Here is a 22,012-nt window from a genome sequence, read left to right on the forward strand (position 1 = left end):
GGAACAACACTGCATGACCAAGGACGTGATCGCGCTCACCGAGCGCATGCCGGACCCGCTGAGCGTCGTGGCGGGCCTGCTCGCGGGCGGACCGGACCTGCGGGTCGAGACCACCGGCGACGGTGCCGTGGTCCAGCTGTGCGATGCGGAAGGCCGGCCGCTCGTCTCGATCGAGGTGCCGCTGCTGCTCCAGGTGCCGGGCGAGGCGGCCAGGCTGCTGGGGCCCGGCGCCGAGTCGTCCGGTGACGGCCCGGCGTGGTGGATCGAGGCCCGCGCCGCCGTGGGCGTCCCCCAGGCCGAGCAGCTCGCCGGTGCCTTCGCGGCGCGTCTGACCATGCTCCTGGGCGGCCGGGTCTGGCCGCCGGACGCCCCCGGCACCGTCGGTGCGGCCCGCCCCGTCGACGTCTCCGGCATCACTGCCGTACCGGTCGCCGCTGCCGCCCAGCCGGCCGTCGACATGCTCACCGACAAGGCCGCCGTCATCCTCCAGGACCGACCCGTCGTCCCCATGACGAGCTGGCTCTCCGATGCACTGCGGGCGACCCTGGAGAGCGACCGGACCCTGCAGATCGTCACCCCGCCGCACTGCCGCCTCTCCCTCCCCACCCGCCTGCTGCTGCAGACCACGTCCTCGCGCTGGGTGGTGCAGGACGAGAGGTGCGGCTACTACGACGGGCTGACCGGCGCCGTACTGCGCTGGCAGGACGACGCCTTCTCCCCGGCCCGGGACGAGAACGGCGAGACCCCGGTGGCGGACGCCTTCGAGGAGGTCTCGCCCACCGGCGAGCGTCAGCTCATCGTCTCCTTCCGCACCCTGCACCGTCCCACGGCGGACCTCGTGCTCGGCGGCGCACTGGAAGCCGCCTGGCAGGCACTGACCGGCGGCCCGCCGGCCGGCTGGGGGACGTCGGAACCGGCCGGTCTGACCTGGTCGCGGCGGCAGCTGACCGACCTGGCGTACGAGCGCGCACCCCGGTCCACCTGGATGGTGGCCGTCGGCACCCCGGACCGGCCCGCCGTCGCCACCCTGCGCGTGATCCGGTCCGCGGAGGGCGTCGAGGAGGACGTCACCCTCACCCTGGGCTACGGCCCCGGGGAGGAGCCGGCCCTGGAGGCACTGCCGGGGCTGGCCGAGGAACTGGTGACGCGGTACGGGCTGAAGACCATGATGTGCCAGTTGCGCGAGGCGCGCCGGGACCTGAGCGCCCCGCCCCGCTTCGAACGCCCGCCGCTGCCGTACGCCTTCGTGCTGGGCCCCGCGGAGGTCCGGGAGGCAGGGCTCGACACCGCGAGGAGGACGCCGCTGAAGGAACGCCCGGTACAGCTGGGCCCGAGCGCCCGGCCGGGCTTCTACTACCCCCTCGGCGACGGCGGGACCGCCGAGAGCTGGACCGCCCTGGAACAGCTCGTGCGTCATCTGCGCGGGGCGCCGCCCCTGTAGTGCTGTGGCCGGAGCCGCTCGCTCCGGATCGCGGGCGGCTTCTGCCGATGCCGATGCCGGTCAGTGGTCGGCGGTGGGCGGGGAGAGCTCGGTGCTCAGCCAGCCCAGGGCATCCCCGTACATCCTGCTCCACGACTGGAAGTTGTGGCCGCCGGCCGGGCGGACCAGGGTCCTGACCCGGACCCCGCTGCCCGCCGCGGCCACGCGGAACGCCTCCAACTGCCCCGGCGGGCTGGACCGGTCCTGCTTGGAGGTGGCCAGGAACAGCCCGACGTCGGCCCGCTTCACCTGCCGGACCAGCCACAGCGGGCTGTTCCGCTCCCGCAGCACCGGGTCGGGCAGCACCTCCGGATCCCCGGCCAGCGGGTCCGGGTCCAGGGCCGCGCCCGCCCGGAACGCCTTCGGGTACTGCAGCGGCAGCTTGGCCGCGCACAGGCCCCCGGTGGAGACGCCGAGCAGGCCCCAGCCGCCGGGGCCGTGCAGCGTGCGGAAGTGCCGGGCGACGACGTCCGGGACGTCCTGGGCGAGCCAGTCGGCCACCCTGCGCCCGGGGACGTTGCTGCAGTCGGTGTTGACCCCGCCCGGGTAGACCTCCGGGATGACGAGGATGAACGGACGCGCCGCGCCCTGCCGGATCAGCTCCTGCGCGGCGCCCGGCATGTTCCCCAGGTCGAGCCAGGTCCGCGGCGATCCCGGGTAGCCGTGCAGCAGCACCACCACCGGGAACCGGGTGCGTTTGGCGCCGGGGGCCGCGTACTCCGGGGGCGTCCACACGATCACCTGCCCGGCGAGCTTCGACCGGGAGCCGCGGAACCAGGTGCTGCGGGTGCCGTCGGGGCCCCGGTCGAACGTGGCCCGGCCCGGCGCCGGCCCGCTCATCGCCGAGGGGTCCCGGGTGCCGCCGGTGCCGAGCAGGTCGCCCCAGGAGGTGTAGAGCCCGAAGCTGCCGTTGATCCAGGCGCCGATGACGGCGATGGCGGTGGCCTGGCACAGCGCGAGCATCACCACCCGGGCGGGCCAGCGCAGCCAGCCGGGCCCGGGCATCCGGTTCCACAGCAGCAGCGCAGCGAGCATGGCGAGGACGGTGACGGAGATCAGCGTGACGAGCAGCGGCGTACTGGTCAGCTCCACGGCGGCCGGCTCCTGGCGTGCAGTCGGGCGGGGGTGCGGCGATGAGGCGCGGGACGGGTTGGATTATCCCGGTGCCGCGGCCGGTTCGCGGTCACGCCGTCAACTCTCCCGCGCGGCCGGGCCCGGCCGGACGTGCACGGTCACCGTGTGCAGGCCGGTGGCCCCGTCCGGAACGGTCGGCGTGCTCCGCTCCGTCTGCACCGCCCCCGTGCCGTCCGTGGCCCGGACCTGGAGGGTGTGCCGGCCCGGAGCCGCCTCCCAGGGCCAGGTCCACAGCCGCCACGTGTCGACGCCGACCGCGTCGGCGAGCCGGGCCTCCTGCCACGGGCCCCCGTCGACGCGCACCTCCACCCGGGCGATCCCCCGGTGCTGCGCCCACGCCACGCCCGCCACCGCCACCCGGCCCGCCGCGGGTGCGGAGCCCGCCCGCGGCGTGTCGATGCGGGACTGCGTCTTCACCGGTGCCTGCTGGGCCCAGGACCGGCGCACCCAGTACGCGTCGTACGCCGCGAACGTCGTCAGCTCCAACTCCCGCAACCACTTGCAGGCCGAGACGTACCCGTACAGGCCGGGCACGACCATCCGTACGGGGAACCCGTGCGCGAAGGGCAGCGGCTCGCCGTTCATCCCGACGGCCAGCAGCGCCTCCCGGCCGTCCATGACCGCCTCGACGGGGGTGCCGATCGTCATCCCGTCGACCGAGCGGGCCACCAGCTGATCGGCCGGTCCGCCCCGCGAGGGCGGCCGCACCCCCGCCTCGCGCAGCAGGTCGGCCAGGCGCACGCCGAGCCAGCGGGCATTGCCCGCGTACGGGCCGCCGACCGGGTTCGACACGCAGGTGAGGGTGATGTCGTGCTCGACCAGCGGGCGGGACAGCAGCGCGCGCAGGTCCAGTTCGAGGGGGCGGGCGACACCCTTGCCGTGGATCCGCAGCCGCCAGGTACCGGCGTCCACCCGCGGGACCACCAGGGCGGTGTCCACCCGGTAGAAGTCCCGGTTCGGCGTGAGGAACGAGGACACCCCGGGCACCGGCAGGTTCGCCCCGGGCGGCACGGGCGCGGCCGGCACGTCCGGCGGCGGCAGCGTGAAGGCGGCCCGGGAGGCGGTCGCCCCGGCCGAGCCGTGCGCGCCGAGCCGCCGGCCCGCGTAGCCGATCCCGGCCGCTCCGACCAGCGTCGCCACGACGAGCCTGCCGAAGCCGCGCCGGTCCAGCGCCCAGGCGCCGCCCGGCGGGGCGCCGGCCGGGCGGGGCGTGCGCAGGGCGCGGACCAGGAGGGACAGCACCGCGGCCGTGGTGAGGGCGCCGACCGCCGACGGCAGGGCGTCCTGCCAGGACGCCTGGGGGCGGCTGACCGCGGCCAGCGCCCCGAGCAGGCCCACCGCGCCGATCAGGGCCATGGCGGCCGGCAGGCGGCGCAGGGCCAGGACTCCGGCGGTGGCGGCGAGCAGGCCGAGTACGGCGAGGACGCCGAGGGTGAGGACCAGCTTGTCGGCGGTCCCGAACTGGGCCACCGCCCACTCCCTGAGCCCGACGGGCGTGCGGTCGACCACGGCGCCGCCGACGGCGGTGACGGGGGCGGCGTCGGGGCGGACCGCCGCGGCGGCCAGCTGGGCCACGGCGAGGCCGGCGCAGGTGGCGGCCAGGCCGCAGGCGGCGCCGGGGGCGAGGGTGCGGGGGTGTGGGTGCGGGTGGGGGGTGGTGCGGTGCGGGCGTTCGGGTCCCGCCTGGTTCGAGGTCATGTGCACCTCACCGTTCGCTCGCCGGTCCGGTCCGGTCCGGTCCCGCCCTCCGGTCCAGTGTGCACCGGTGCCGTCGTCCTTCCTGGCCGCCGTGGGTGCGGCGCATTCCGCTGCGCGGAGCGGTTCCCCACCCCGCCCCTTCCCGAAACCGGGGGCTCCGCCCCCGGACCCCCGCGCCTCAAACGCCGGCGAGGCTGGATTGCCGGACCCCGGCGAGGCTGGATTGGGGGACGGTTCTGGCGGGGACCGGTCAGCCTCGGGGGCGGCGGTCGGCGGCCACGCGTTCCGCTGCCTGGCGGGCCATCGCCTCCAAGGGGTGCGCTGCCTCCCCGTCGGCCGGGCCGCCCCGTTTGCGCAGCTCCACCACCCCGTCCGCGGGCCAGGGGGCCGGTAAGCGGTCGGCGGGCGCGGTGCCCGGCCCGGCGGTGGGGGGCTCCGGAGCCGGTGGGGCGTCCGGGCTTGCGGCGGTCGGCGACCCCTGCGCGGGGACGTCCGGTGCGGGGACGTCCTGCCCGGGCCGGCCGGGCCGCTCGTGTCCGGTCTGGGACATGCTCGGTGCACTCCTGCTCGCGTCGGGCCGTCACGGCGTCGGGAGGGGCGGCTGCCGTATCGATTCGGCGTCCACCCCGATCGCTTCCGGGCCAGTGAAACGACTGCCCGCCCGCGAAACGGGTGCGCGGGCGGGTTCTCCCCCACAGGGGGAGCGGGAATCCCCCGAAGGGGTGACCGTTCGGGGGCGGTCCGATCATCCGCTCGTCGGATCGTGTACGAGCTCGGCGACCGCCGTGGCCAGTGCGTGCGGGTCCCCGCTCGGGCCCTTCGCGCCGCTCGGGTGCCGGGTGGTCCGGCGGGCCCACGCCTCCTCGAAGGCGTGCCAGTCGATCTGCGGCGGGGCGGTCTTCGTGACCAGCGCCTCGTCCAGCGCCGTGAAGTACGCCGCCCAGCGCGGCGCGTACAGTTCGCGGACCAGCCCGCTCCACTCCCGGTTCGCGTAGTCGTGCAGGAATCCTCCCTCGCTGGTGCCGCGCTCGCCCCACACGCTCAGGATCGAGCGGGCGTCGTACTCGTACCGGTCCTGCTCCGCCCGGTCGGCGCCCGCGGCGCGCGCCGCGGCCAGCCAGTCGCCGAGCAGGAAGTTCGGGTCGGAGCCGATCAGGGCGTCCAGCCGCCGCTCCGCGTCCTGCCAGGCGGCGGTCAGCGCCCGGAACCGCGCCAGGTCCCCCGCCTCGTACGCGGCCCTGACCGCCGGCAGCAGCACCCGCGAGTGGTTGGCCAGCGCCTGCCGTGCGGTGTCCACCAGGTCGAAGCGGTAGGCGCTGGAGCGGCGCAGCCGCGGGTCCACCTTGAGGAGGTGGTCCAGGGCCCGGCGGACCGAATCGGCCGGGTAGCGCATCGAGCGGGGGCTCCAGTACGCGGACCCCGCCGCGGTCAGGCTCGGCCGGGCCGTGAACAGGCTGTCCTGCGACTCCGACCACAGCCCGGACGAGGTGCTGTACGGGCCCGTGCGCAGCTCCTCCCAGGCGGCCGCAGCCTCCGCGTCGGGGCGCCCGTACCGGCGCGCCGCGAACTGCGCGAACCAGGCCTTCTGGTCGATCGGGCCCGGCTCCCACGCCAGATCGGTGAACAGGTCGAAGGCGGCCGGGTTGGTCCCGGTGGCCTCCGGCAGGTAGGCGGTGCCGCTCAGGGCGCTGTTGCCCTTGGCCCGCCAGGCGCCGAACCGGTCGAGCCACACGGAGGTGTTGGCGCCGACGGTGGTGTGCCCGCCGAAGTTGTAGATCGTCCCCAGGGCGTACGGCACCCCGCCCCAGCGGGACTCCCGGTCCAGCCGGTTGTACCGGTCGGACAGCCCGTCGAGGATCAGCACCTTCGAGGTGTCCACCCCCGCCAGCAGCTCCTTGCGCGGGCTGTCCTGCCAGCCCAGCACCGCCCACAGCGCGCCCGGGTGCGCGGCGTGCAGGGCCGACTGGACGGCTCCGGCCGCTGCCCGCACGTCGACCGAACCCACCGTCCCGCCCTCGTGGAGCGGGCTCATCCGGTACATGGTGCTGTCCCCGAACACGGCGCGCTGCTCCGCGTAGTACGCGGCCGCCACCTTCGGGAACGCCGCCGAGGACGGGTCCAGCCAGTCGGGCCGCGCGAAGCCCGCCCAGTCGCCCTGCGGCACCGTCGCCGCGCCCGGGTTGCGGTCGGCGAAGCCGGGCGGCACCGTGCCGAAGTAGCCGGGCAGGACCGGGGTCATGCCGAGCCCGCGCAGCTGCTCCGCGATCCGGCCGCCGAGGACGGCGCGCTCGCGCATCAGCCGCTCGGAGACCGGGCCGCCGAACCCGCTGAGGTTCTGCAGCAGCCACCAGCTCTGGTGGCCCGGCGCGGGGATCCACCCCCGTAGCTCGGCGGGCGAGTAGCCGAAGCCCTGGAGCGCCCGGTAGTACGGGTACTCGGCGCCGACCTGCACGAACACCTCGTTGATGCCGTGCAGGGCCAGCAGGTCGATCTGCCGCTGGTGCTGGGCGAAGGTGCGGTACGGGCCCGAGTAGCCGTCGTCGGTGTCGTTGAGGGCGTACCGGTGCGGGACCAGCGCGCTGCGGGTGACCGGTGCGGGCACCGCGGGCAGGCGGGCGGGCAGCATCCCGATGCTGTCGCCGGGCCAGCCGATGTCGACCCCGGCGACGTGCTGGAGGTACCAGCCGACGCCGGTCAGCAGGGTGGCGCCGGTCGACCCGCGGACCGTGATCGCCCCCGCCCGCCCGGACACGGTGAAGGCGTCCCCTCCAGGAGCTCCGGCACCCCCGGTGGGCGCGGCCGGTACGAGCGTGAACTGGGCGGCATGGCGCGGCAGCAGCCGTTTCAGCGCCGCCCGTGCCGGCCCGGCGTCGAAGGCGGCGGAACCGGGCGGCCTGGCCCCGGCAGGTCCACCCGGTGTCCCCGGTGTGCCTGGTGTGACTGGTGTGCCCCGTGTCCCTGGTGTGCCTGGTGTCCCCGGGGTGACCGGTGCGGCCAGTGGCGCCGTCGGGGCGTGGGACCGTACGCCGGCGAGCGCGGGGGAGGCCGCGCACAGCAGGGCCAGCAGGGCGGCGAGGGCTGCGGGGCGCAGCGGCCGGGCGGGCCGGCGGCGCCGGCCCGCGGTGCGGAGGTTCGTCATCGGGATGCCCGTCAGACCGGCAGGGACCAGGCCTGGTCCACCCGGTGGTCGCCGCACTCGGCCAGCCGCAGCCGCTCGGCCGGGGCGTCCGCCGTCGCGGGCGCGGGGGGCGCCGTCAGGCACAGCCCGCTCACCTTCTCGACCAGGGTTCCGTTGCGCAGGTGGGTCCAGCCCTGCCGGGCCTTCCACGGTACGCAGCGGGCCAGTTCCACCAGGTCGCCGCCGCTCGCCGTCAGGCACTTGCCGTCCAGCCGCAGGCTGTCGCCGCCGCCGAGGACCCACCGCTGGTCGGCGGCCGCGGTGCACGCGGACAGGACGACCGCGCCGACTCCGGTGGTGTTGGCGCCGTCCGTGCACTTCACGCCGTCACCGGTGATCTGTCCGGTGGGCACGGCCCCGCCGCAGCCGCGGTGCGGGGTGAGCCGCCACACCGCCGTGTCGTGCGCGGCGAGCCGCCCGGTCAGGGACGCGGAGACCTCGGTGCGGCTCCCGGTCCACAGGTCCTCGGCGTCGACCGTGCAGTCGTACAGGCCGATGTCGGCGAGCGGGACCGAGATGTCGCGGGTGCTGCCGGACCGGTTGAGGACGGCGACGGCGCGGTCGCCGTTCGCCAGCGGCCGGGCGAGCACCTCGAAGGTGGCGTTGGCGGAGACCACCGCGCCCTGCCGGCCCATCGGGTCCTGGTCCAGGGCGATCAGGTCGGCGTTGCCGAGGGCGGCGAGCCCGCCCGGCGTGAGCGCGGAGACGTCGGAGGACAGGATGAAGGGGGCGGCCATCATCGCCCACAGGCCGACCTGGCTGCGGCTCTCCGCGTCGGTGAGGCCCGGGGCGCCCGCGATCAGGAAGTCGGGGTCGTTCCAGTTGCCGGGGCCCGCGTACCGGCCGAGCCAGCGGTTGTAGCCGTAGTTGCCGAGGACGGAGCTCCACCGGGAGGTCGCCGGCGCGGCCGGGTCGTAGACCTTGATGTCCTTGCCCTCGCGCCACAACTGGCCGGTCGAGCCGACCCAGCCGAGCACCCGGTGCCAGTCGGAGCCGCCCCACTCGCCCTGCTGGAAGTAGGCGGGCGCCGAGGCGGACAGCACCATGCTGCGGCCGCTCGTCCGCAGCGCCTCCGCGACGGCGACGTACGCGTCGCGGTACGCCTGCTCCCTGGTCCTGCCCGGCGGCACCCACAGGTTGCAGCCGTCCATCTTGACGTAGTCGACCTTCCAGGACGCGAACTGCCGTGCGTCCTGCGCGTAGTGGTCCGGGCCGCCACCCTCGGGGGAGCCGCTGCCCGGGTACTTCTCGCAGGTCAGGGAGCCGGCGTCCTGGTAGATGCCGAACTTCAGGCCCTTGGCGTGCAGGTACTCGCCCAGCCAGGCCATGCCGTGCGGGAACTTCTGCGCGTCCACGACCAGCGCGCCCTGCGCGTCGCGGCTCTTGGTCATCCAGCAGTCGTCGACGGTCACCGTGTCGTAGCCCTTGGCCGCGAGGCCGCTGGAGACCAGGGCGTCGGCGTTGGCGACGACCTTGGCCTCGTCGATGTCACACATGTAGTGCGCCCAGTTGTTCCAGCCCATGGGCGGGGTCAGGGCGAGCGGCGTGTCGGAGGTCGCGGTCGGCTCCGCGGCTGCCGGTGCGGGGGCGAGGCACAGGGCGAGCAGGGCGGCCGCGGTCAGGCAGGGGAGCGACGCACGCAGGCGAGGCGGCACGGAGACTCCTTGCGGTGGGGAGCGGGCGGGGGCTTGACGGCGCTGTGGTGCGCTCAGTGCAGCGATGTGACTACCCGCTGTCAACACAGGTCGCTCGATGTGCGGTGATGACCAGCAATATGGGTGTAGGTGCCGTCACGCGATCGCGGAGATACGGCGTATGTGACAGTGGCTGATACGCTGTATCGCATGCCGAGGAGATCAGCGGCCCTGGACCGGGCCACACCCGAGGCGATCGCGGTCGCCGCCCTGCGGATCATCGACGAGGAAGGCCACGGCGCGCTCAGCTTCCGTGCCCTCGCCGACCGGCTCGACGTCTCCCACGCCACCGTCCAGCGCCGCTGCACCGACCTCGGGGGCCTGCTCGACCTGTGCACCGAGCACCTCGCGGGGCAACTGCCCGACGTCCCGGCGGGCACCGACTGGGCCGAGGCCACCGAGCGCCGCTTCACCGCCCTCTACCGGCTGCTCACCGCCCACCCCGGACTGCTGGTGCTGCGCGGCGGCCGGCCGTGGCTGGGCCGCCGGCTGCTGGCCCGGCTCGTCGAGCCTGCCCTCGCCGACAACGTGGCCGTCGGGATGACGCCCGCCGAGGCGATGACCACGTACCGCCGCATGTACCTGCTCACCCTGGGCTGCGCCGCCTTCGTCGACCACCGCGACCCGGCCGGGGCCACCGCCGCGTCGCGGGCGGCCCTCGCGGCGCTGGACCCGGGGGAGTTCCCCGTCCTGACCGCCGGGATGGACGCCGTACTGCCCGCCCTGACCGACGACGACGTCTACCACGGAGCCCTGCGCCAGCTGATCGAGGCCGCCCGGCCCGGCCCCTGACCACCTCTCACGCCCCCGAGGAGAGCGACCATGGAACAGCAGCTCGACCGCGCCGCCGTGCGCGCCGCCGCCCGCCGCATAGCCGGCGCCGTCCGCCCCGCCGCCGTGGTGCCCGCAGCCCGGGGCGTCTGGTACGCGCTGGAACACCTCCAGCACACCGGCTCCTTCAAGGCCCGCGGCGCACACAACTTCCTCGCCGCCCACGGCGGGGCCGGCGCCCTGCCCGAGGCCGGAGTGACCATCGCCTCCGGCGGCAACGCGGGCCTGGCCTGCGCCTGGGCGGCCCGCGCCCACTCGGTGCCCGCCACCGTGTTCGTGCCGGTCAACGCGCCCCGGGTCAAGGTGGAGCGGCTGCGCCGGTACGGGGCCGAGGTACGCCTCGTCGGGGACCGGTTCGCCGAGGCGCAGGCTGCCGCCCAGGAGTTCGCGGCGGCGTCCGGGGCCCTCGGCAGCCACGCCTACGACCACCCCCTGGTCGCCGCCGGCGCCGGCACCCTGCTCGACGACATCCGGGCCGGACTGCCCGAGGTGGACACCGTGGTCGTCGCCGTCGGCGGCGGCGGGCTGTTCGCCGGTGTCGCCACCGCCGCCCGGGAGTACGGCATCCGCGTGGTCGCCGCCGAACCGGAGAACTGCCGGGCGCTGAACGCGGCGCTGGCGGCCGGCCGGCCCGTCGACGTCCCCGTGGACTCGGTGGCCGCCGACTCGCTGGGCGCCACCCGCGTCTCGGCGGACGCGCTGGCCGCCGCACACCAGGGCGACGTCCGCTCGGTCCTGGTCCCGGACGCCGAGATCACCGCCGCCCGGCGGGTCCTGTGGGGGGAGCACCGCATCGTGGTCGAGGCGGGCGCGGCAACGGCCCTGGCCGCCCTGCGCACCGCGCCCGAACCGCTCGGTGAACGCGTCGCCGTGGTGCTGTGCGGCGCCAACACCGACCCGGCGGACCTCGCGACCGGCCCCGCCCCGCACTAGCCGCCGGGCGCCACCCGCCGTACGGACGACCATCGTTGCTCCGGCCCGCGACTTTCGGGGACAGCGCACGCCGCCGCCCCCCTGCGAAGGTCTGCGTGTACCACCGGAACACCACGGATCGAACACGCACGGAGGAACGGGCATGGCTCAGCGCAAGGGTTGTCTCATCGGCTGCGGAGTGGCGCTGGTCGTCGGCATCGCGGTCGCCGTGGCGCTGGCGTTCGGCATCGGGAAGGTGGTCGACGCCGCCGGCAGGACCGTGATCGAGCCGGCGGTGTACGCCTCCGTGAAGGTCGGCGACCCCGAGGACGCCGTCCGTCAGAAGCTGCCCTCCGGGGAATCGTTCCTCAAGGACGCCCTGAAGGAGGGCGGCCCGGCCCAGCCCGCCGGCAGCGCCTGCTCCTGGTACCTCGCCGCAGGCGACAGCGCCGTCGGAGAGGAGACCGTGTACCGCTTCTGCTTCAAGGACGGCAAGCTCGCCGAGAAGGCCGACTACCGCATGAAGTAGGGGAGCGGGGAGCGGGGCAGCGGCGCGGCAGGGGCCCGGAACAGTTTTTCGGCCTCCTTGCACCGCCCGGGCATTCCTGCCCGGAGCACCGTGCACGGGCTGCTGAAGCGGTTTTGCCGCGCGCGAGATAAAGCGCATTAGCGCAGTACCGGCCATGCCCGCCCGCGGCCGCATTGACGCGCCCCGCCACCAGGCCCAGCGTGGGCAGCGCGATCCGGCAGCGAGGCCGGAACTACCCCCGAGGCGGCCGACGATGAACCGTTTGCACCTGCCCCGCACAGCACTCGCCACGCTCGTGGCCGGCGCCCTCCTCTCCGCCTCCGCGTGCGGCCTGAGCGGCGGCCCCGCGGACACCGAGGACGCGCGGAGGACCGGCGAGGTGGCCGGCGAGATCACGTTCCGCACGCTCCAGCTCAAACCCAAGTACACCGCGTACGTCCAGGGCGTCATCGACGCCTTCGAGCAGCAGCACCCCGGGGCGAAGGTCCGCTGGGAGGACGTCCCCGGGGACGGCTACAACGAGAAGCTCGTCGCCGACGCCCAGGCCGGCACCCTCCCCGACGTCGTCAACCTCTCCACCGACTCCTTCCAGCTCCTCGGCGACCGCGGCCTGCTCGCCGACGTCGCCAGACTCGACGGCGGCTCCGCCAAGGAGTACGTCCCCGGCGCCTGGGAGCAGTTCAAACTGCCCGGCAAGGGCGACGGCGTCTTCGCGTACCCCTGGTACGTCACCCCGGAGATCCTCACCTACAACGAGGAGCTCTTCCGCCAGGCCGGCCTGAACCCCGACGCCCCGCCGACCAGCGTGGAGCAGTTCTTCGACTACGCCGAGCAGATCGCCGCCCGCTCCGGCGGCCGGTTCTCCGCCTTCATGGCCGACCCCAAGGGCCGCCTCCCCGGAGACTGGCAGAAGATGGGGATCCCCCTCCTCAACGACGCCCGGGACCGCTTCGTCTTCGACACCCCCGGGGCCGTCGCCTGGGTCGAGCGGATGAAGTCCCTCTACGCCAAGGGCGCCATGCCCAAGGAGTCCCTCCTCAAGGCCGACGACATCAACCAGCTCTACGGCAGCGGCAAACTCGTCTTCGGCCCCGGCTCCCCGGGCTTCGTCAAGGACGTCAAACAGAACGCCCCACAGGTCTACGCACGGACCCGGGTCGCCGGGGCCGTCACCGGCCGGCTCGGCCACATCGGCATCTACGCCCAGTCCCTCGGCATCAGGAAGGACACCCGCCACCTCGACGCAGCCGTCGAGTTCGCCAAGTGGGTCACCAACGGCCCCAACCAGGTCGAGTTCTCCAGGAACGCGACCATCTACCCCTCCAACGCCCAGGGTCTCGCCGATCCCCGCTTCTCCGACCGGGGCGACGGCAGGGACGCCGACACCGTCGCCCGCGCGGTCGGCGCCGAGCAGTTGAAGTCCGCCGCGCTCGACGCCAACACCCCGGTCCAGTGGACCAACCAGGTCGGCGACGCCGTCGTCCGCGAGGTGCAGAAGGCCGTCAAGGGCGAGCAGGACGCACCGACGGCCGTGCGCAGGGCCCAGGAGGAGGCCAACAAGCTGCTCGCCGACGCGGCCCGGAAGTGACCCGGGCACGCAGGGCGGCCCTGCGGGCCATGGAGGCGGAGCCGGGGCTGGCCCACCGCCGGTGGTGGACCCCGTACCTCTTCCTCGCCCCCGGGCTGGTGACGGTGGCGCTGTTCAGCCTCTGGCCGTTCGCCAACACCGTCGTCCTGTCCCTCACCGACGCCCGGATCCTGCGCGGCGGAACCTTCACCGGCCTCGACAACTACCGGCGCGCCCTCGCCGACCCGGACTTCTGGACCGCCGCCGGCAACAGCGTGCTCTACCTGCTGGTCGTCGTCCCATGCCTGGTCCTGCTGCCCCTGGCCCTCGCCGTCCTGGTGCGGGCGAGGATCCCGGGCATCGGGTTCTTCCGCTCCGCCTTCTACACGCCGGTGATCGCGTCGGCCGTGGTCGTCGGCCTGATGTGGCAGTGGGTGCTGCGCAGCGACGGGCTCGTCAACACGCTCTTCCTACGGCTGCGGATCGTCTCCGAGCCGGTCCCGTTCCTGACCGACAGCACCATGCTGCTCGTCTCCGCGATGATCGTGACCGTCTGGAAGGGCCTCGGCTACTACATGGTCTTCTACCTCGCCGCCCTCGGGAACGTGCCCGCCTCCCTCCACGAGGCGGCCGCCCTCGACGGCGCCGGCCCCGTCCGCCGCTTCGTCAGCATCACCGTCCCGCAGGTCAAACCGATGATGCTGCTGGTGGGGACGCTCTCCGCGATCTCCGCCCTGCGCGTCTTCACCGAGATCTACATCCTGGGCGGCGAGAGCGGCGGCCCCGGCGGCGGGGCCCGCACCCTGCCCTTCCTCATCCGGCAGGTCGGCCTCGGCTTCTCCGGCGAGACCGGCTACGCCTCCGCCATCTCCCTGCTGCTGTTCCTGCTCACCCTCGGTTTCAGCCTGCTGGGCCGCCGGCTGGCGCAGGGGGACGAGACGTGAACCCCACCGCCTCCCCGCGGCGCGCCGGCGTACGGGGCCGTCGGACGGCCGGCCTGGCCGCCCGCTACTCCGTACTGCTGCTGGTGCTCGCGGTGCTGATCGGGCCGATCGTCTGGCAGTTCCTCACCTCGATCCGCGGCCGCACCGAGAACGTGTACGACGGGGTCCTGCCCGCCCGGCCCACCCTCGACAACTACGCCCGGGTCGCCGAGTCCTTCCCCCTCCTCCAGTACACCGGCAACACCCTCACCGTCGCCGCCCTCGCCGTCACCTCGAACCTGCTCTTCGCCGCCATGGCCGGCTACGCGCTGTCCCGGGCCGGCTGGAAGGGCCGCAGGACCGTCTTCACGGTGCTCGCCGCCACCCTGATGTTCCCCTTCGAGTCCGTGATGATCTCGATGTTCCTCACGGTCCGCGGCATGGGCCTGGTCGACACCCTCGTCGGCGTCTGGCTCCCGGGAGCGGTCTCCGTCCTCAACATCATGATCATGCGGGCGGCCTTCCTCGCCGTCCCCCGGGAGATCGAGGAGGCCGCGGTCCTCGACGGTGCGGGCGAGTGGACCCGCTTCACCCGGGTCTTCCTGCCCGCCGCGAAGGGCTCCCTGGCCGTCGTCTGCATCACCAGCTTCATGGGCGCCTGGGACGACTTCCTCTGGCCGCTGCTCGTCCTCACCGACAGCGAGCACTACACCCTCCAGCTCGGCCTGAAGACCCTGGCCGGCGCCACCACCACCAACGACCAGCGGATCATCGCCGCCGGTGCCATGGCGGCGCTGCTGCCGATGATGCTCCTCTTCTTCGCCCTCCAGCGTTACTTCTTCAAGGGGGTGGGCGAGGGAGCCGTCAAGACCTGAGGCGCGCCCCGCGCCCCGCCCCGGACCCGCACCCCCTCCCGCTCGACGAACGCCCCCTCCACCCCTGGAGCCGCCGTCATGCACGACGACCGCAGCATCACCGAACACCGCCTGCGCCGCGTCCTCAAGGAGCGCATCAAACCGGCCGTCCACTCGCGCCCGGTCCCGCTCGCCGTCGAGCGGTGGGAGGCCCCGGGTGAGCCCGTGTCCGTCACCGAGGGCCTGGCGGCCCCGTACGAGCCCTGCGCGGTCGGCGCGCAGTGGGGGCCGGCCTGGGGCACCACCTGGTTCCGGGTCACCGGCACGGTCCCGGCCGACTGGGCCGGCCGCACCGTCGAGGCCGTCCTCGACCTGGGCTTCGACCGGATGATGCCCGGCTTCCAGTGCGAGGGCCTGGTCCACCGCGCCGACGGCAGCGAGGTCAAGGCGCTCAACCCGTACAACGACTGGGTGCGCGTCGCCGACGCGGCGGAGGGCGGCGAACGGATCGAGTGGTACGTCGAGGCCGCCTCGAACCCCGTCCTCGTCGAGCACGCCCCCACCTACGAGGGCGACCGGCAGACCAGCGGCGACCGGCCGCTCTACCGGCTCGCCCGGATGGACCTCGCCGTCTTCGAGACCGAGGTCTGGGAACTCGTCCAGGACCTCGAGGTCCTCCACGACCTGATGGTGGAGCTCGACGGGGCCGACGCCCGCCGGTACGGGATCCTGCGCGCCCTGGACGCCGCCCTCGACGCGGTGGACCTCGCCGACGTCCCCGGCACGGCGGCCGCCGCCCGCGCCCGCCTCACCCCGGTCCTCGCCGCCCCCGCCCACGCCTCCGCCCACCGGATCAGCGCCGTCGGCCACGCCCACATCGACTCGGCCTGGCTGTGGCCGCTGCGCGAGACCGTCCGCAAGGTCGCGCGCACCACGTCCAACGTGCTCGGCCTGCTGGACGCGCATCCCGAGTTCGTCTTCGCCATGTCGCAGGCCCAGCAGCTGGACTGGATCAGGACCCACCGGCCCGAGCTGTTCGAGCGGATCAAGAAGGAGGTCGCGGCGGGCCGGTTCGTGCCGGTCGGCGGCATGTGGGTGGAGTCCGACACCAACATGGTCGGCGGCGAGGCCATGGTCCGCCAGTTCCTGTACGGCAAGAAGTTCTTCCTGGACGAGTTCGGCATCGAGACCCGCGGCGCCTGGCTGCCCGACTCCTTCGGCTACACGGCGGCGATGCCGCAGATCGTCCGGCTCTCCGGCTCCACCTGGTTCCTGACGCAGAAGATCTCCTGGTCGCAGGTGAACCCCTTCCCCCACCACACCTTCTGGTGGGAGGGCATCGACGGCACCCGCGTCTTCACCCACTTCCCGCCCGTCGACACCTACAACAGCGACCTCGGCGGCGCCCAACTCGCCCACGCCGCCCGCAACTACCGCGAGAAGGGCCGGGGTTCCCGCTCCCTGGCCCCCTTCGGCTGGGGCGACGGCGGGGGCGGCCCCACCCGCGAGCACCTGGCCCGGGCGCGCCGGCAGCGGGACCTCGAAGGCTCCCCGCGGGTCGAGGTCGAGCCGCCCGACGCCTTCTTCGACAAGGCCCGCGCCGAGTACCCCGACGCGCCCGTGTGGGCCGGCGAGCTCTACCTGGAGCTGCACCGCGGCACCTACACCTCGCAGGCCAGGACCAAACAGGGCAACCGGCGCAGCGAATCCCTGCTGCGCGAGGCCGAGCTGTGGGCGGCGACGGCGGCGGTGCGGGTGCCCGGGTACGCGTACCCGTACGAGGACCTGGAGCGGATCTGGAAGACGGTGCTGCTGCACCAGTTCCACGACATCCTGCCGGGATCGTCCATCGCCTGGGTGCACCGCGAGGCCCGCGCCACGTACGCCCGGGTGGCGGACGAACTGCGCGCGATCACCCTCGCCGCGCAGGTCGCACTCGCCGGGGAGGGCGACGACCCCCTGGTCTTCAACTGCGCCCCGCACGCCCGGCGCGGTGTCCCGGCAGGCGGCGCCGGCGTGCCGGACGCGCCCTCGCGGCCGGTGGACCTGGGGGAGCGGCCCGGCGGCGGCTGGATCCTGGACAACGGCAGGCTGCGGGTGGAGGTCGACGGCCGCGGGCTGATCGTCTCGGCGTACGACCTACGGGCCGGCCGCGAGTCGGTGGCCCCGGGGCAGGCCGCCAACCTGCTCCAGATCCACCCGGACTTCCCGAACATGTGGGACGCGTGGGACATCGACGCGTTCTACCGCAACAACGTCACCGACCTCGTCGACGCCGACGCCCTGGAGGTCGCGCAGGCCGGCCCGGGCGCGGCCGCCGTCCGGGTCGCCCGGTCCTTCGGCCGGTCGAAGGCCACCCAGTGGATCACCCTGCGGGCGGACGCCGCGACGGTGGACATCGTCACCGAGGTCGACTGGCACGAGACGGAGAAGCTGCTGAAGGCCGCCTTCCCGCTCGACGTCAAGGCCGAACGGACCGCCTCCGAGATCCAGTTCGGTCACGTCCACCGCGCCACCCACACCAACACCTCCTGGGAGGCGGCGAAGTTCGAGGTCTGCGCCCACCGGTGGATCCACGCGGAGGAGCCGGGCTGGGGCGCGGCCGTCCTCAACGACTCCACGTACGGCCACGACGTCACCCGTTCCGTACGGCCCGACGGCGGCCAGACCACCACGATCCGCCTCTCCCTGCTGCGCGCCCCCCGCTATCCCGACCCGGAGACCGACCAGGGCGCGCACACCCTGCGGTACGCGCTGGCGCCGGGCGCCCGGATCGACGACGCGGTCCGCGAGGGCCACGCGCTGAACCTGCCCGAACGGATGGTGCCCGGGGCGGGCCCGGTCGCCCCGCTGGTGTCGGTCGCGGGTGCGGTCGCGAGCGCAGGTGCGGGCGCGGGTGCGGGTGCGGGAAGGGGCGACGACGGGAGCGGCGGCGCCGACGGGGTCGGGGCGGTGGTGGTCGAGGCGGTCAAGCTGGCCGAGGACCGCAGCGGCGACGTGGTCGTCCGGCTGTACGAGTCCCGGGGCGGGCGCGCGAGGGCGACCCTCGTGGCGGGCTTCCCGCTCGCGGCGGCCGTCGAGGCCGACCTGCTGGAGCGGCCCCTGCCGGGCACGGCGGTCGGCCCGGTCGCCGCGGGGGACACGGTCCCGCTGGCGCTGCGTCCCTTCCAGATCGTCACGGTCCGGCTGCGCCGGGCCTGAGTGCGTGAACTGCGCCACAGCGGGGGCCCGGCCCCACCGGGCCGGGCCCGTAGTCCCGGCGCCGAGGGGTCCGGGCGCCCCGCGCCCGGTTATGCACCTAGTTGCAAAAGGTGGGGCGCCTCGCTACAACAGGGTCATCCCACCCGCGCGAGGAAGGCGCCCCCCATGAGTTCCCAGAGCCGGTACCCGCACCTGCTGAGCCCGCTGGACCTCGGCTTCACCACCCTGCCGAACCGCGTCATCATGGGCTCGATGCACACCGGCCTCGAGGAGCACGAGCGGGGCTTCGAGCGCCTCGCCGCCTTCTACGCCGAGCGCGCCCGCGGCGGCGCCGGCCTGATCGTCACCGGGGGCATCGCCCCGAACGACGCCGGCCGCCCCTTCGAGGGCGGCTCCCGCCTCACCACCGAGGAGGAGGCCGCCGAACACCGCCTGATCACCGAGGCCGTGCACGCCGAGGGCGGGAAGATCGCGATGCAGATCCTCCACTTCGGCCGCTACGCCTACCACAAGGACCTCGTCGCCCCCAGCGCCCTCCAGGCCCCCATCAGCCCCTTCGTCCCGAACGAGCTCACCGACGCCGAGGTCGAGCAGACCGTCGAGGACTTCGTCCGCGCCGCCCGCCTCGCGAAGCTCGCCGGCTACGACGGCGTCGAGATCATGGGCTCCGAGGGCTACCTGATCAACGAGTTCATCGCCGCCGCCACCAACCGCCGCGAGGACCGCTGGGGAGGCGCGTACGAGAACCGCGTCCGCTTCCCCCTGGAGATCGTCCGGCGCACCCGCGAGGCCGTGGGCCCCGACTTCATCCTGATCTACCGCCTGTCCATGCTCGACCTGGTCCCCGGCGGCTCCACCCTCGACGAGGTCGTCCACCTCGCCAAGGAGATCGAGGCGGCCGGCGCCACCATCATCAACACCGGCATCGGCTGGCACGAGGCCCGCATCCCCACCATCGCCACCTCCGTCCCGCGCGGCGCGTACACCTGGGTCACCCAGCGGCTGATGGGCGCGGTCTCCGTCCCCCTCGTCACCAGCAACCGCATCAACACCCCGGAGAAGGCCGAGGAGATCCTCGCCGAGGGCCGCGCCGACCTGGTCTCCCTGGCCCGCCCCTTCCTCGCCGACGCCGACTTCGTCGCCAAGGCCGCCGCCGGCCGCCCCGAGTCCATCAACACCTGCATCGGCTGCAACCAGGCCTGCCTCGACCACACCTTCAGCGGCAAGATCACCAGCTGCCTGGTCAACCCGCGCGCCTGCCACGAGACCGAGCTCGTCCTCTCGCCCACCCGCCTCGCCAAGAGCGTCGCCGTTGTCGGCGCCGGCCCCGCCGGCCTCGCCTGCGCGGTCACCGCCGCCGAACGCGGCCACCGCGTCACCCTCTTCGAGGCCTCCGGCCACATCGGCGGACAGCTCGACGTCGCCCGCCGCATCCCGGGCAAGGAGGAGTTCGAGGAGACGATCCGCTACTTCGGCAACCGGCTGGCCGAGGTCGGCGTCGACGTCCGGCTGGACACCGTCGCCGACACCGACACCCTCCGGGGCTACGACGAGGTCGTCGTCGCCACCGGCGTCACCCCGCGCATCCCCGACATCGACGGCATCGGCCACCCCAGCGTCGTCAACTACCTCGACGTGCTGCGCGACGGCGCCCCGGTCGGCGAGCACGTCGCCGTCGTCGGCGCCGGCGGCATCGGCTTCGACGTCGCCGAGTACCTCACCGACAGCGGCGAGGGCGCCTCCCAGGACCCCGCCGTCTACTTCCGTCACTGGGGCGTCGACACCACGTACGAGGGCCCCGGCGGCCTCACCGCCCCCGAGCGGCCGGCCTCCCCCCGGCAGGTCCACCTCCTGCAGCGCAAGACCACCAAGGTCGGCGCGGGCCTCGGCACCACCACCGGCTGGATCCACCGCGCCGAGCTCAAGCACCGCGGCGTCGTCTCGGTTGCGGGCGCCGCCTACGACCGGATCGACGACGAGGGCCTGCACATCACCGTCGACGGCGAACAGCGGCTCGTCCCCGCCGACACGGTCGTCCTGTGCACCGGGCAGGAGCCCCGCCGCGACCTGCACGAGGCCCTGCGCGCGGCGGGCATCGAGGCGCACCTGATCGGCGGCGCGGACGTCGCCGCCGAACTGGACGCCAAGCGGGCGATCCGCCAGGGCACCGAAGTGGCCGCCGCGCTCTGACCCGCCGGTCGGAACATCACGGAGGGATCAAAGGTGTTGTGGCGGCCCCGCCGGGCCGCCACAATCTCCCGGTGACCCTGACACCGGCAGATGCAGACAAGGTCCTCAAGGACAACTTCGCCCCCTGGGTCCTCGACCTGGGACTGACCGTCGAGGAGACAGGCGAGCGGCACGCCGTGCTCCGGCTGCCCTGGTCCGGCGCCCTCGCCCGGGACGGCGGCGGCCTGTCCGGGCAGGCCCTGATGGCGGCCGCCGACACCGCCACCGTCATCGCGATCAGCGCCGCGCGCGGCGGGTACGGGCCGATGACCACCGTCCAGCAGTCGACGAGCTTCCAGCGGCCCGTGACCGGCACGGACGTGCTGATCGAGGTCCGGGTCACCAAGCTCGGCAAGCGGATGGCCTTCGCCGACATCACCATGACACCGGACGGGGCGCAGGAGCCGGCCGCCACGGCCTCGACCGTGTACGCCCTCCTGGGCTGAGCGGGGTGCCGGACCCCGTCCCCCTGTGGCGGAACCGGGACTTCAACGTCTTCTGGCTCGGCCAGGCGCTGTCCGTCCTCGGCGGTTCGATCTCGCTGCTCGCCCTGCCGCTGCTCGTCCTCGACGCCACCGGATCCCTGGTCCAGATGGGCGTCATCACGGTGATCTCCGGGGTCACCGCCATCGCGACGGGCACGTTCGCCGGGTACGTGGTGGACCGGACGGACCGCCGCCGCCTGATGGTCGCCTGCGACCTCGCGCGGGCCGTGCTGCTGGGCGCGGTCCCGGTCATCTGGCTGGCCGGGCCGCGCCTCTGGATGCTGTACCTGCTGACGGCCCTGGTCACCGCGCTGAAGACGCTGTTCGACGTGGCGTACGTGAGCTCCGTGCCGCACCTGGTGCCCCCGCGGGACCTGACCGCCGCCAACGCACGGCTCATGGGCACCTTCGCCGTCGGGACCCTGGCCGGGCCGGTGGCGGCCGGGTTCATCACGGCCTCGGCGGGCGCCGACTGGGCCCTCGGGGTGGACGGGGCGACCTTCCTGGTCTCCGCCGTCAGCCTGCGCTGGGTCTCCTTCGCCCGGTACGGGGGCGACGGTGCGTCCGGCCCCGCCACGACCCCTTCCGGCTCCGCGGGTCCCGGGGGCGGGCGGCTGCGCGAGATGTTCGTCGTCGGCTTCCGCTTCCTGTGGGCCCACCCACTGCTGCGCCCGCTGACCGTACTCCTCACCCTGCTGACCTTCGTCACCATGGGCGCCACCGACCTGCTGATCTACCGGATCCGGCAGGACCTCGGCCAGGACGCGGCCACCCTCGGCTACGTGATCGCCGTCAGCGGGACCGGTGTGGTCGCCGCGGCGCTGGCCGCCGGAAGACTGCGCAGGACGTTCGGTTTCGGCGCCTGCTGGCTCGGCTCGGTCGCCCTGATCGCGGTGGCCGTGGCGGGGACCGGCGTCAGCCGGAGCGTGCCGGTCGTCGCCTTCCTGGCCGCCGTGTTCATGTTCGGCATGACCCTCGGCGGCGTCATCTCCATGACCCTGCGCCAGGAGGTCACCCCGGACCGGCTGCTCGGCCGGGTCACCTCGGCCTTCTGGACCGTCCACAACGCCTCGGGCCCGGTCGGCGCGGCCGTGCTGACCGTGCTCGCGGCCCGGCACGGGGTCCCGGCCGTCAGTGTGGCGGCCGGGGCGTTCTGCCTGCTCATCGTCGTCGCGGGGCTGCTGACCCCGCTGCGGGGCGGCGGCCGGACCGCAGCCGGCCCTGCCGTGGCCGGGGCGTCGGCCCGCCCGCGCCAGCGGCGGTGACCGGACCGGTCCGCCGCCCGGGCTGCCGTGCG

The 22,012-nt window shown here is 74.3% G+C and carries 16 protein-coding genes; 11 read left to right on the forward strand and 5 right to left on the reverse strand.

Translation table 11 applies throughout. The features are described from left to right. Nucleotides 1-13: 13 nt before the first annotated feature. Nucleotides 14-1,441: a DUF6177 family protein gene (locus ACZ4VL_RS21030; protein ID WP_468201966.1), complete on the forward strand. Its 1,428-nt coding sequence runs from the start codon at nt 14-16 to the stop codon at nt 1,439-1,441. A gap of 60 nt (nt 1,442-1,501) precedes the next feature. On the opposite strand, the gene ACZ4VL_RS21035 is transcribed toward ACZ4VL_RS21030, so the two are convergent. From ACZ4VL_RS21035 to ACZ4VL_RS21055, 5 genes are all read right to left on the reverse strand, one after another. Next, nucleotides 1,502-2,572: an alpha/beta hydrolase gene (locus ACZ4VL_RS21035; protein ID WP_468201969.1), complete on the reverse strand. Its 1,071-nt coding sequence runs from the start codon at nt 2,570-2,572 to the stop codon at nt 1,502-1,504. 99 nt (nt 2,573-2,671) lie between these two features. Beyond that, nucleotides 2,672-4,312 (reverse strand): molybdopterin-dependent oxidoreductase, encoded by a 1,641-nt coding sequence (locus ACZ4VL_RS21040; protein WP_468201971.1) that lies wholly within the window; start codon nt 4,310-4,312, stop codon nt 2,672-2,674. Nucleotides 4,313-4,562: 250 nt separating this feature from the next. Next, on the reverse strand, nt 4,563-4,862 hold the full coding sequence (locus ACZ4VL_RS21045) for a hypothetical protein (RefSeq protein ID WP_468201974.1): 300 nt from the start codon (nt 4,860-4,862) through the stop codon (nt 4,563-4,565). A 195-nt stretch (nt 4,863-5,057) separates the two neighbouring features. Beyond that, nucleotides 5,058-7,451 (reverse strand): alpha-N-acetylglucosaminidase, encoded by a 2,394-nt coding sequence (locus ACZ4VL_RS21050; RefSeq protein WP_468201976.1) that lies wholly within the window; start codon nt 7,449-7,451, stop codon nt 5,058-5,060. 11 nt (nt 7,452-7,462) lie between these two features. Beyond that, nucleotides 7,463-9,145, reverse strand: coding sequence for a ricin-type beta-trefoil lectin domain protein (locus tag ACZ4VL_RS21055; protein WP_468201978.1), 1,683 nt, complete (start codon nt 9,143-9,145; stop codon nt 7,463-7,465). A gap of 189 nt (nt 9,146-9,334) precedes the next feature. On the opposite strand from ACZ4VL_RS21055, the gene ACZ4VL_RS21060 reads away from it, so the two are divergent. The 10 genes from ACZ4VL_RS21060 (at nt 9,335) to ACZ4VL_RS21105 (ending at nt 21,980) form a co-directional block, all read left to right on the forward strand. Next, complete coding sequence (locus ACZ4VL_RS21060; RefSeq protein WP_468201981.1) at nt 9,335-9,976, forward strand: TetR/AcrR family transcriptional regulator; 642 nt, start codon at nt 9,335-9,337, stop codon at nt 9,974-9,976. Between the two features lie 30 nt (nt 9,977-10,006). Beyond that, on the forward strand, nt 10,007-10,948 hold the full coding sequence (locus tag ACZ4VL_RS21065; RefSeq protein WP_468201983.1) for a serine/threonine dehydratase: 942 nt from the start codon (nt 10,007-10,009) through the stop codon (nt 10,946-10,948). Nucleotides 10,949-11,090: 142 nt separating this feature from the next. Further along, nucleotides 11,091-11,456 (forward strand): hypothetical protein, encoded by a 366-nt coding sequence (locus tag ACZ4VL_RS21070; protein WP_468201986.1) that lies wholly within the window; start codon nt 11,091-11,093, stop codon nt 11,454-11,456. Nucleotides 11,457-11,709: 253 nt separating this feature from the next. Further along, nucleotides 11,710-13,044, forward strand: coding sequence for an ABC transporter substrate-binding protein (locus ACZ4VL_RS21075; protein WP_468201988.1), 1,335 nt, complete (start codon nt 11,710-11,712; stop codon nt 13,042-13,044). Nucleotides 13,045-13,073: 29 nt separating this feature from the next. Then, the gene (locus ACZ4VL_RS21080) at nt 13,074-13,967 is read left to right on the forward strand and encodes a carbohydrate ABC transporter permease (RefSeq protein WP_468202015.1); all 894 of its coding nucleotides are present in this window, start codon (nt 13,074-13,076) and stop codon (nt 13,965-13,967) included. Next, entirely contained in the window at nt 13,964-14,821 is an 858-nt protein-coding gene (locus ACZ4VL_RS21085) for a carbohydrate ABC transporter permease (protein ID WP_468201990.1), read from the forward strand. Before ACZ4VL_RS21080 ends, ACZ4VL_RS21085 begins: the two co-directional genes overlap by 4 nt. Nucleotides 14,822-14,899: 78 nt before the next feature. Continuing rightward, nucleotides 14,900-18,001, forward strand: a complete 3,102-nt coding sequence (locus ACZ4VL_RS21090; protein WP_468201993.1) for an alpha-mannosidase — start codon at nt 14,900-14,902, stop codon at nt 17,999-18,001. Between the two features lie 165 nt (nt 18,002-18,166). Further along, nucleotides 18,167-20,191: an oxidoreductase gene (locus ACZ4VL_RS21095; protein ID WP_468201996.1), complete on the forward strand. Its 2,025-nt coding sequence runs from the start codon at nt 18,167-18,169 to the stop codon at nt 20,189-20,191. A 71-nt stretch (nt 20,192-20,262) separates the two neighbouring features. Further along, on the forward strand, nt 20,263-20,676 hold the full coding sequence (locus tag ACZ4VL_RS21100; protein ID WP_404234797.1) for a PaaI family thioesterase: 414 nt from the start codon (nt 20,263-20,265) through the stop codon (nt 20,674-20,676). 5 nt (nt 20,677-20,681) lie between these two features. Beyond that, on the forward strand, nt 20,682-21,980 hold the full coding sequence (locus ACZ4VL_RS21105; RefSeq protein WP_468201999.1) for an MFS transporter: 1,299 nt from the start codon (nt 20,682-20,684) through the stop codon (nt 21,978-21,980). Nucleotides 21,981-22,012: the final 32 nt, after the last annotated feature.

This window comes from Streptomyces sp. NPDC029014 (assembly GCF_055564695.1).

Excerpts from the sequence above, each read along its gene's own strand:
- ACZ4VL_RS21030 (WP_468201966.1), top strand. The coding sequence starts at position 14 with ATGACCAAGGACGTGATCGCGCTCACCGAGCGCATGCCGGACCCGCTG.
- ACZ4VL_RS21040 (WP_468201971.1), bottom strand. The coding sequence starts at position 4,312 with ATGACCTCGAACCAGGCGGGACCCGAACGCCCGCACCGCACCACCCCC.
- ACZ4VL_RS21045 (WP_468201974.1), bottom strand. The coding sequence starts at position 4,862 with ATGTCCCAGACCGGACACGAGCGGCCCGGCCGGCCCGGGCAGGACGTC.
- ACZ4VL_RS21050 (WP_468201976.1), bottom strand. The coding sequence starts at position 7,451 with ATGACGAACCTCCGCACCGCGGGCCGGCGCCGCCGGCCCGCCCGGCCG.
- ACZ4VL_RS21060 (WP_468201981.1), top strand. The coding sequence starts at position 9,335 with ATGCCGAGGAGATCAGCGGCCCTGGACCGGGCCACACCCGAGGCGATC.
- ACZ4VL_RS21065 (WP_468201983.1), top strand. The coding sequence starts at position 10,007 with ATGGAACAGCAGCTCGACCGCGCCGCCGTGCGCGCCGCCGCCCGCCGC.
- ACZ4VL_RS21070 (WP_468201986.1), top strand. The coding sequence starts at position 11,091 with ATGGCTCAGCGCAAGGGTTGTCTCATCGGCTGCGGAGTGGCGCTGGTC.
- ACZ4VL_RS21075 (WP_468201988.1), top strand. The coding sequence starts at position 11,710 with ATGAACCGTTTGCACCTGCCCCGCACAGCACTCGCCACGCTCGTGGCC.
- ACZ4VL_RS21080 (WP_468202015.1), top strand. The coding sequence starts at position 13,074 with ATGGAGGCGGAGCCGGGGCTGGCCCACCGCCGGTGGTGGACCCCGTAC.
- ACZ4VL_RS21090 (WP_468201993.1), top strand. The coding sequence starts at position 14,900 with ATGCACGACGACCGCAGCATCACCGAACACCGCCTGCGCCGCGTCCTC.
- ACZ4VL_RS21095 (WP_468201996.1), top strand. The coding sequence starts at position 18,167 with ATGAGTTCCCAGAGCCGGTACCCGCACCTGCTGAGCCCGCTGGACCTC.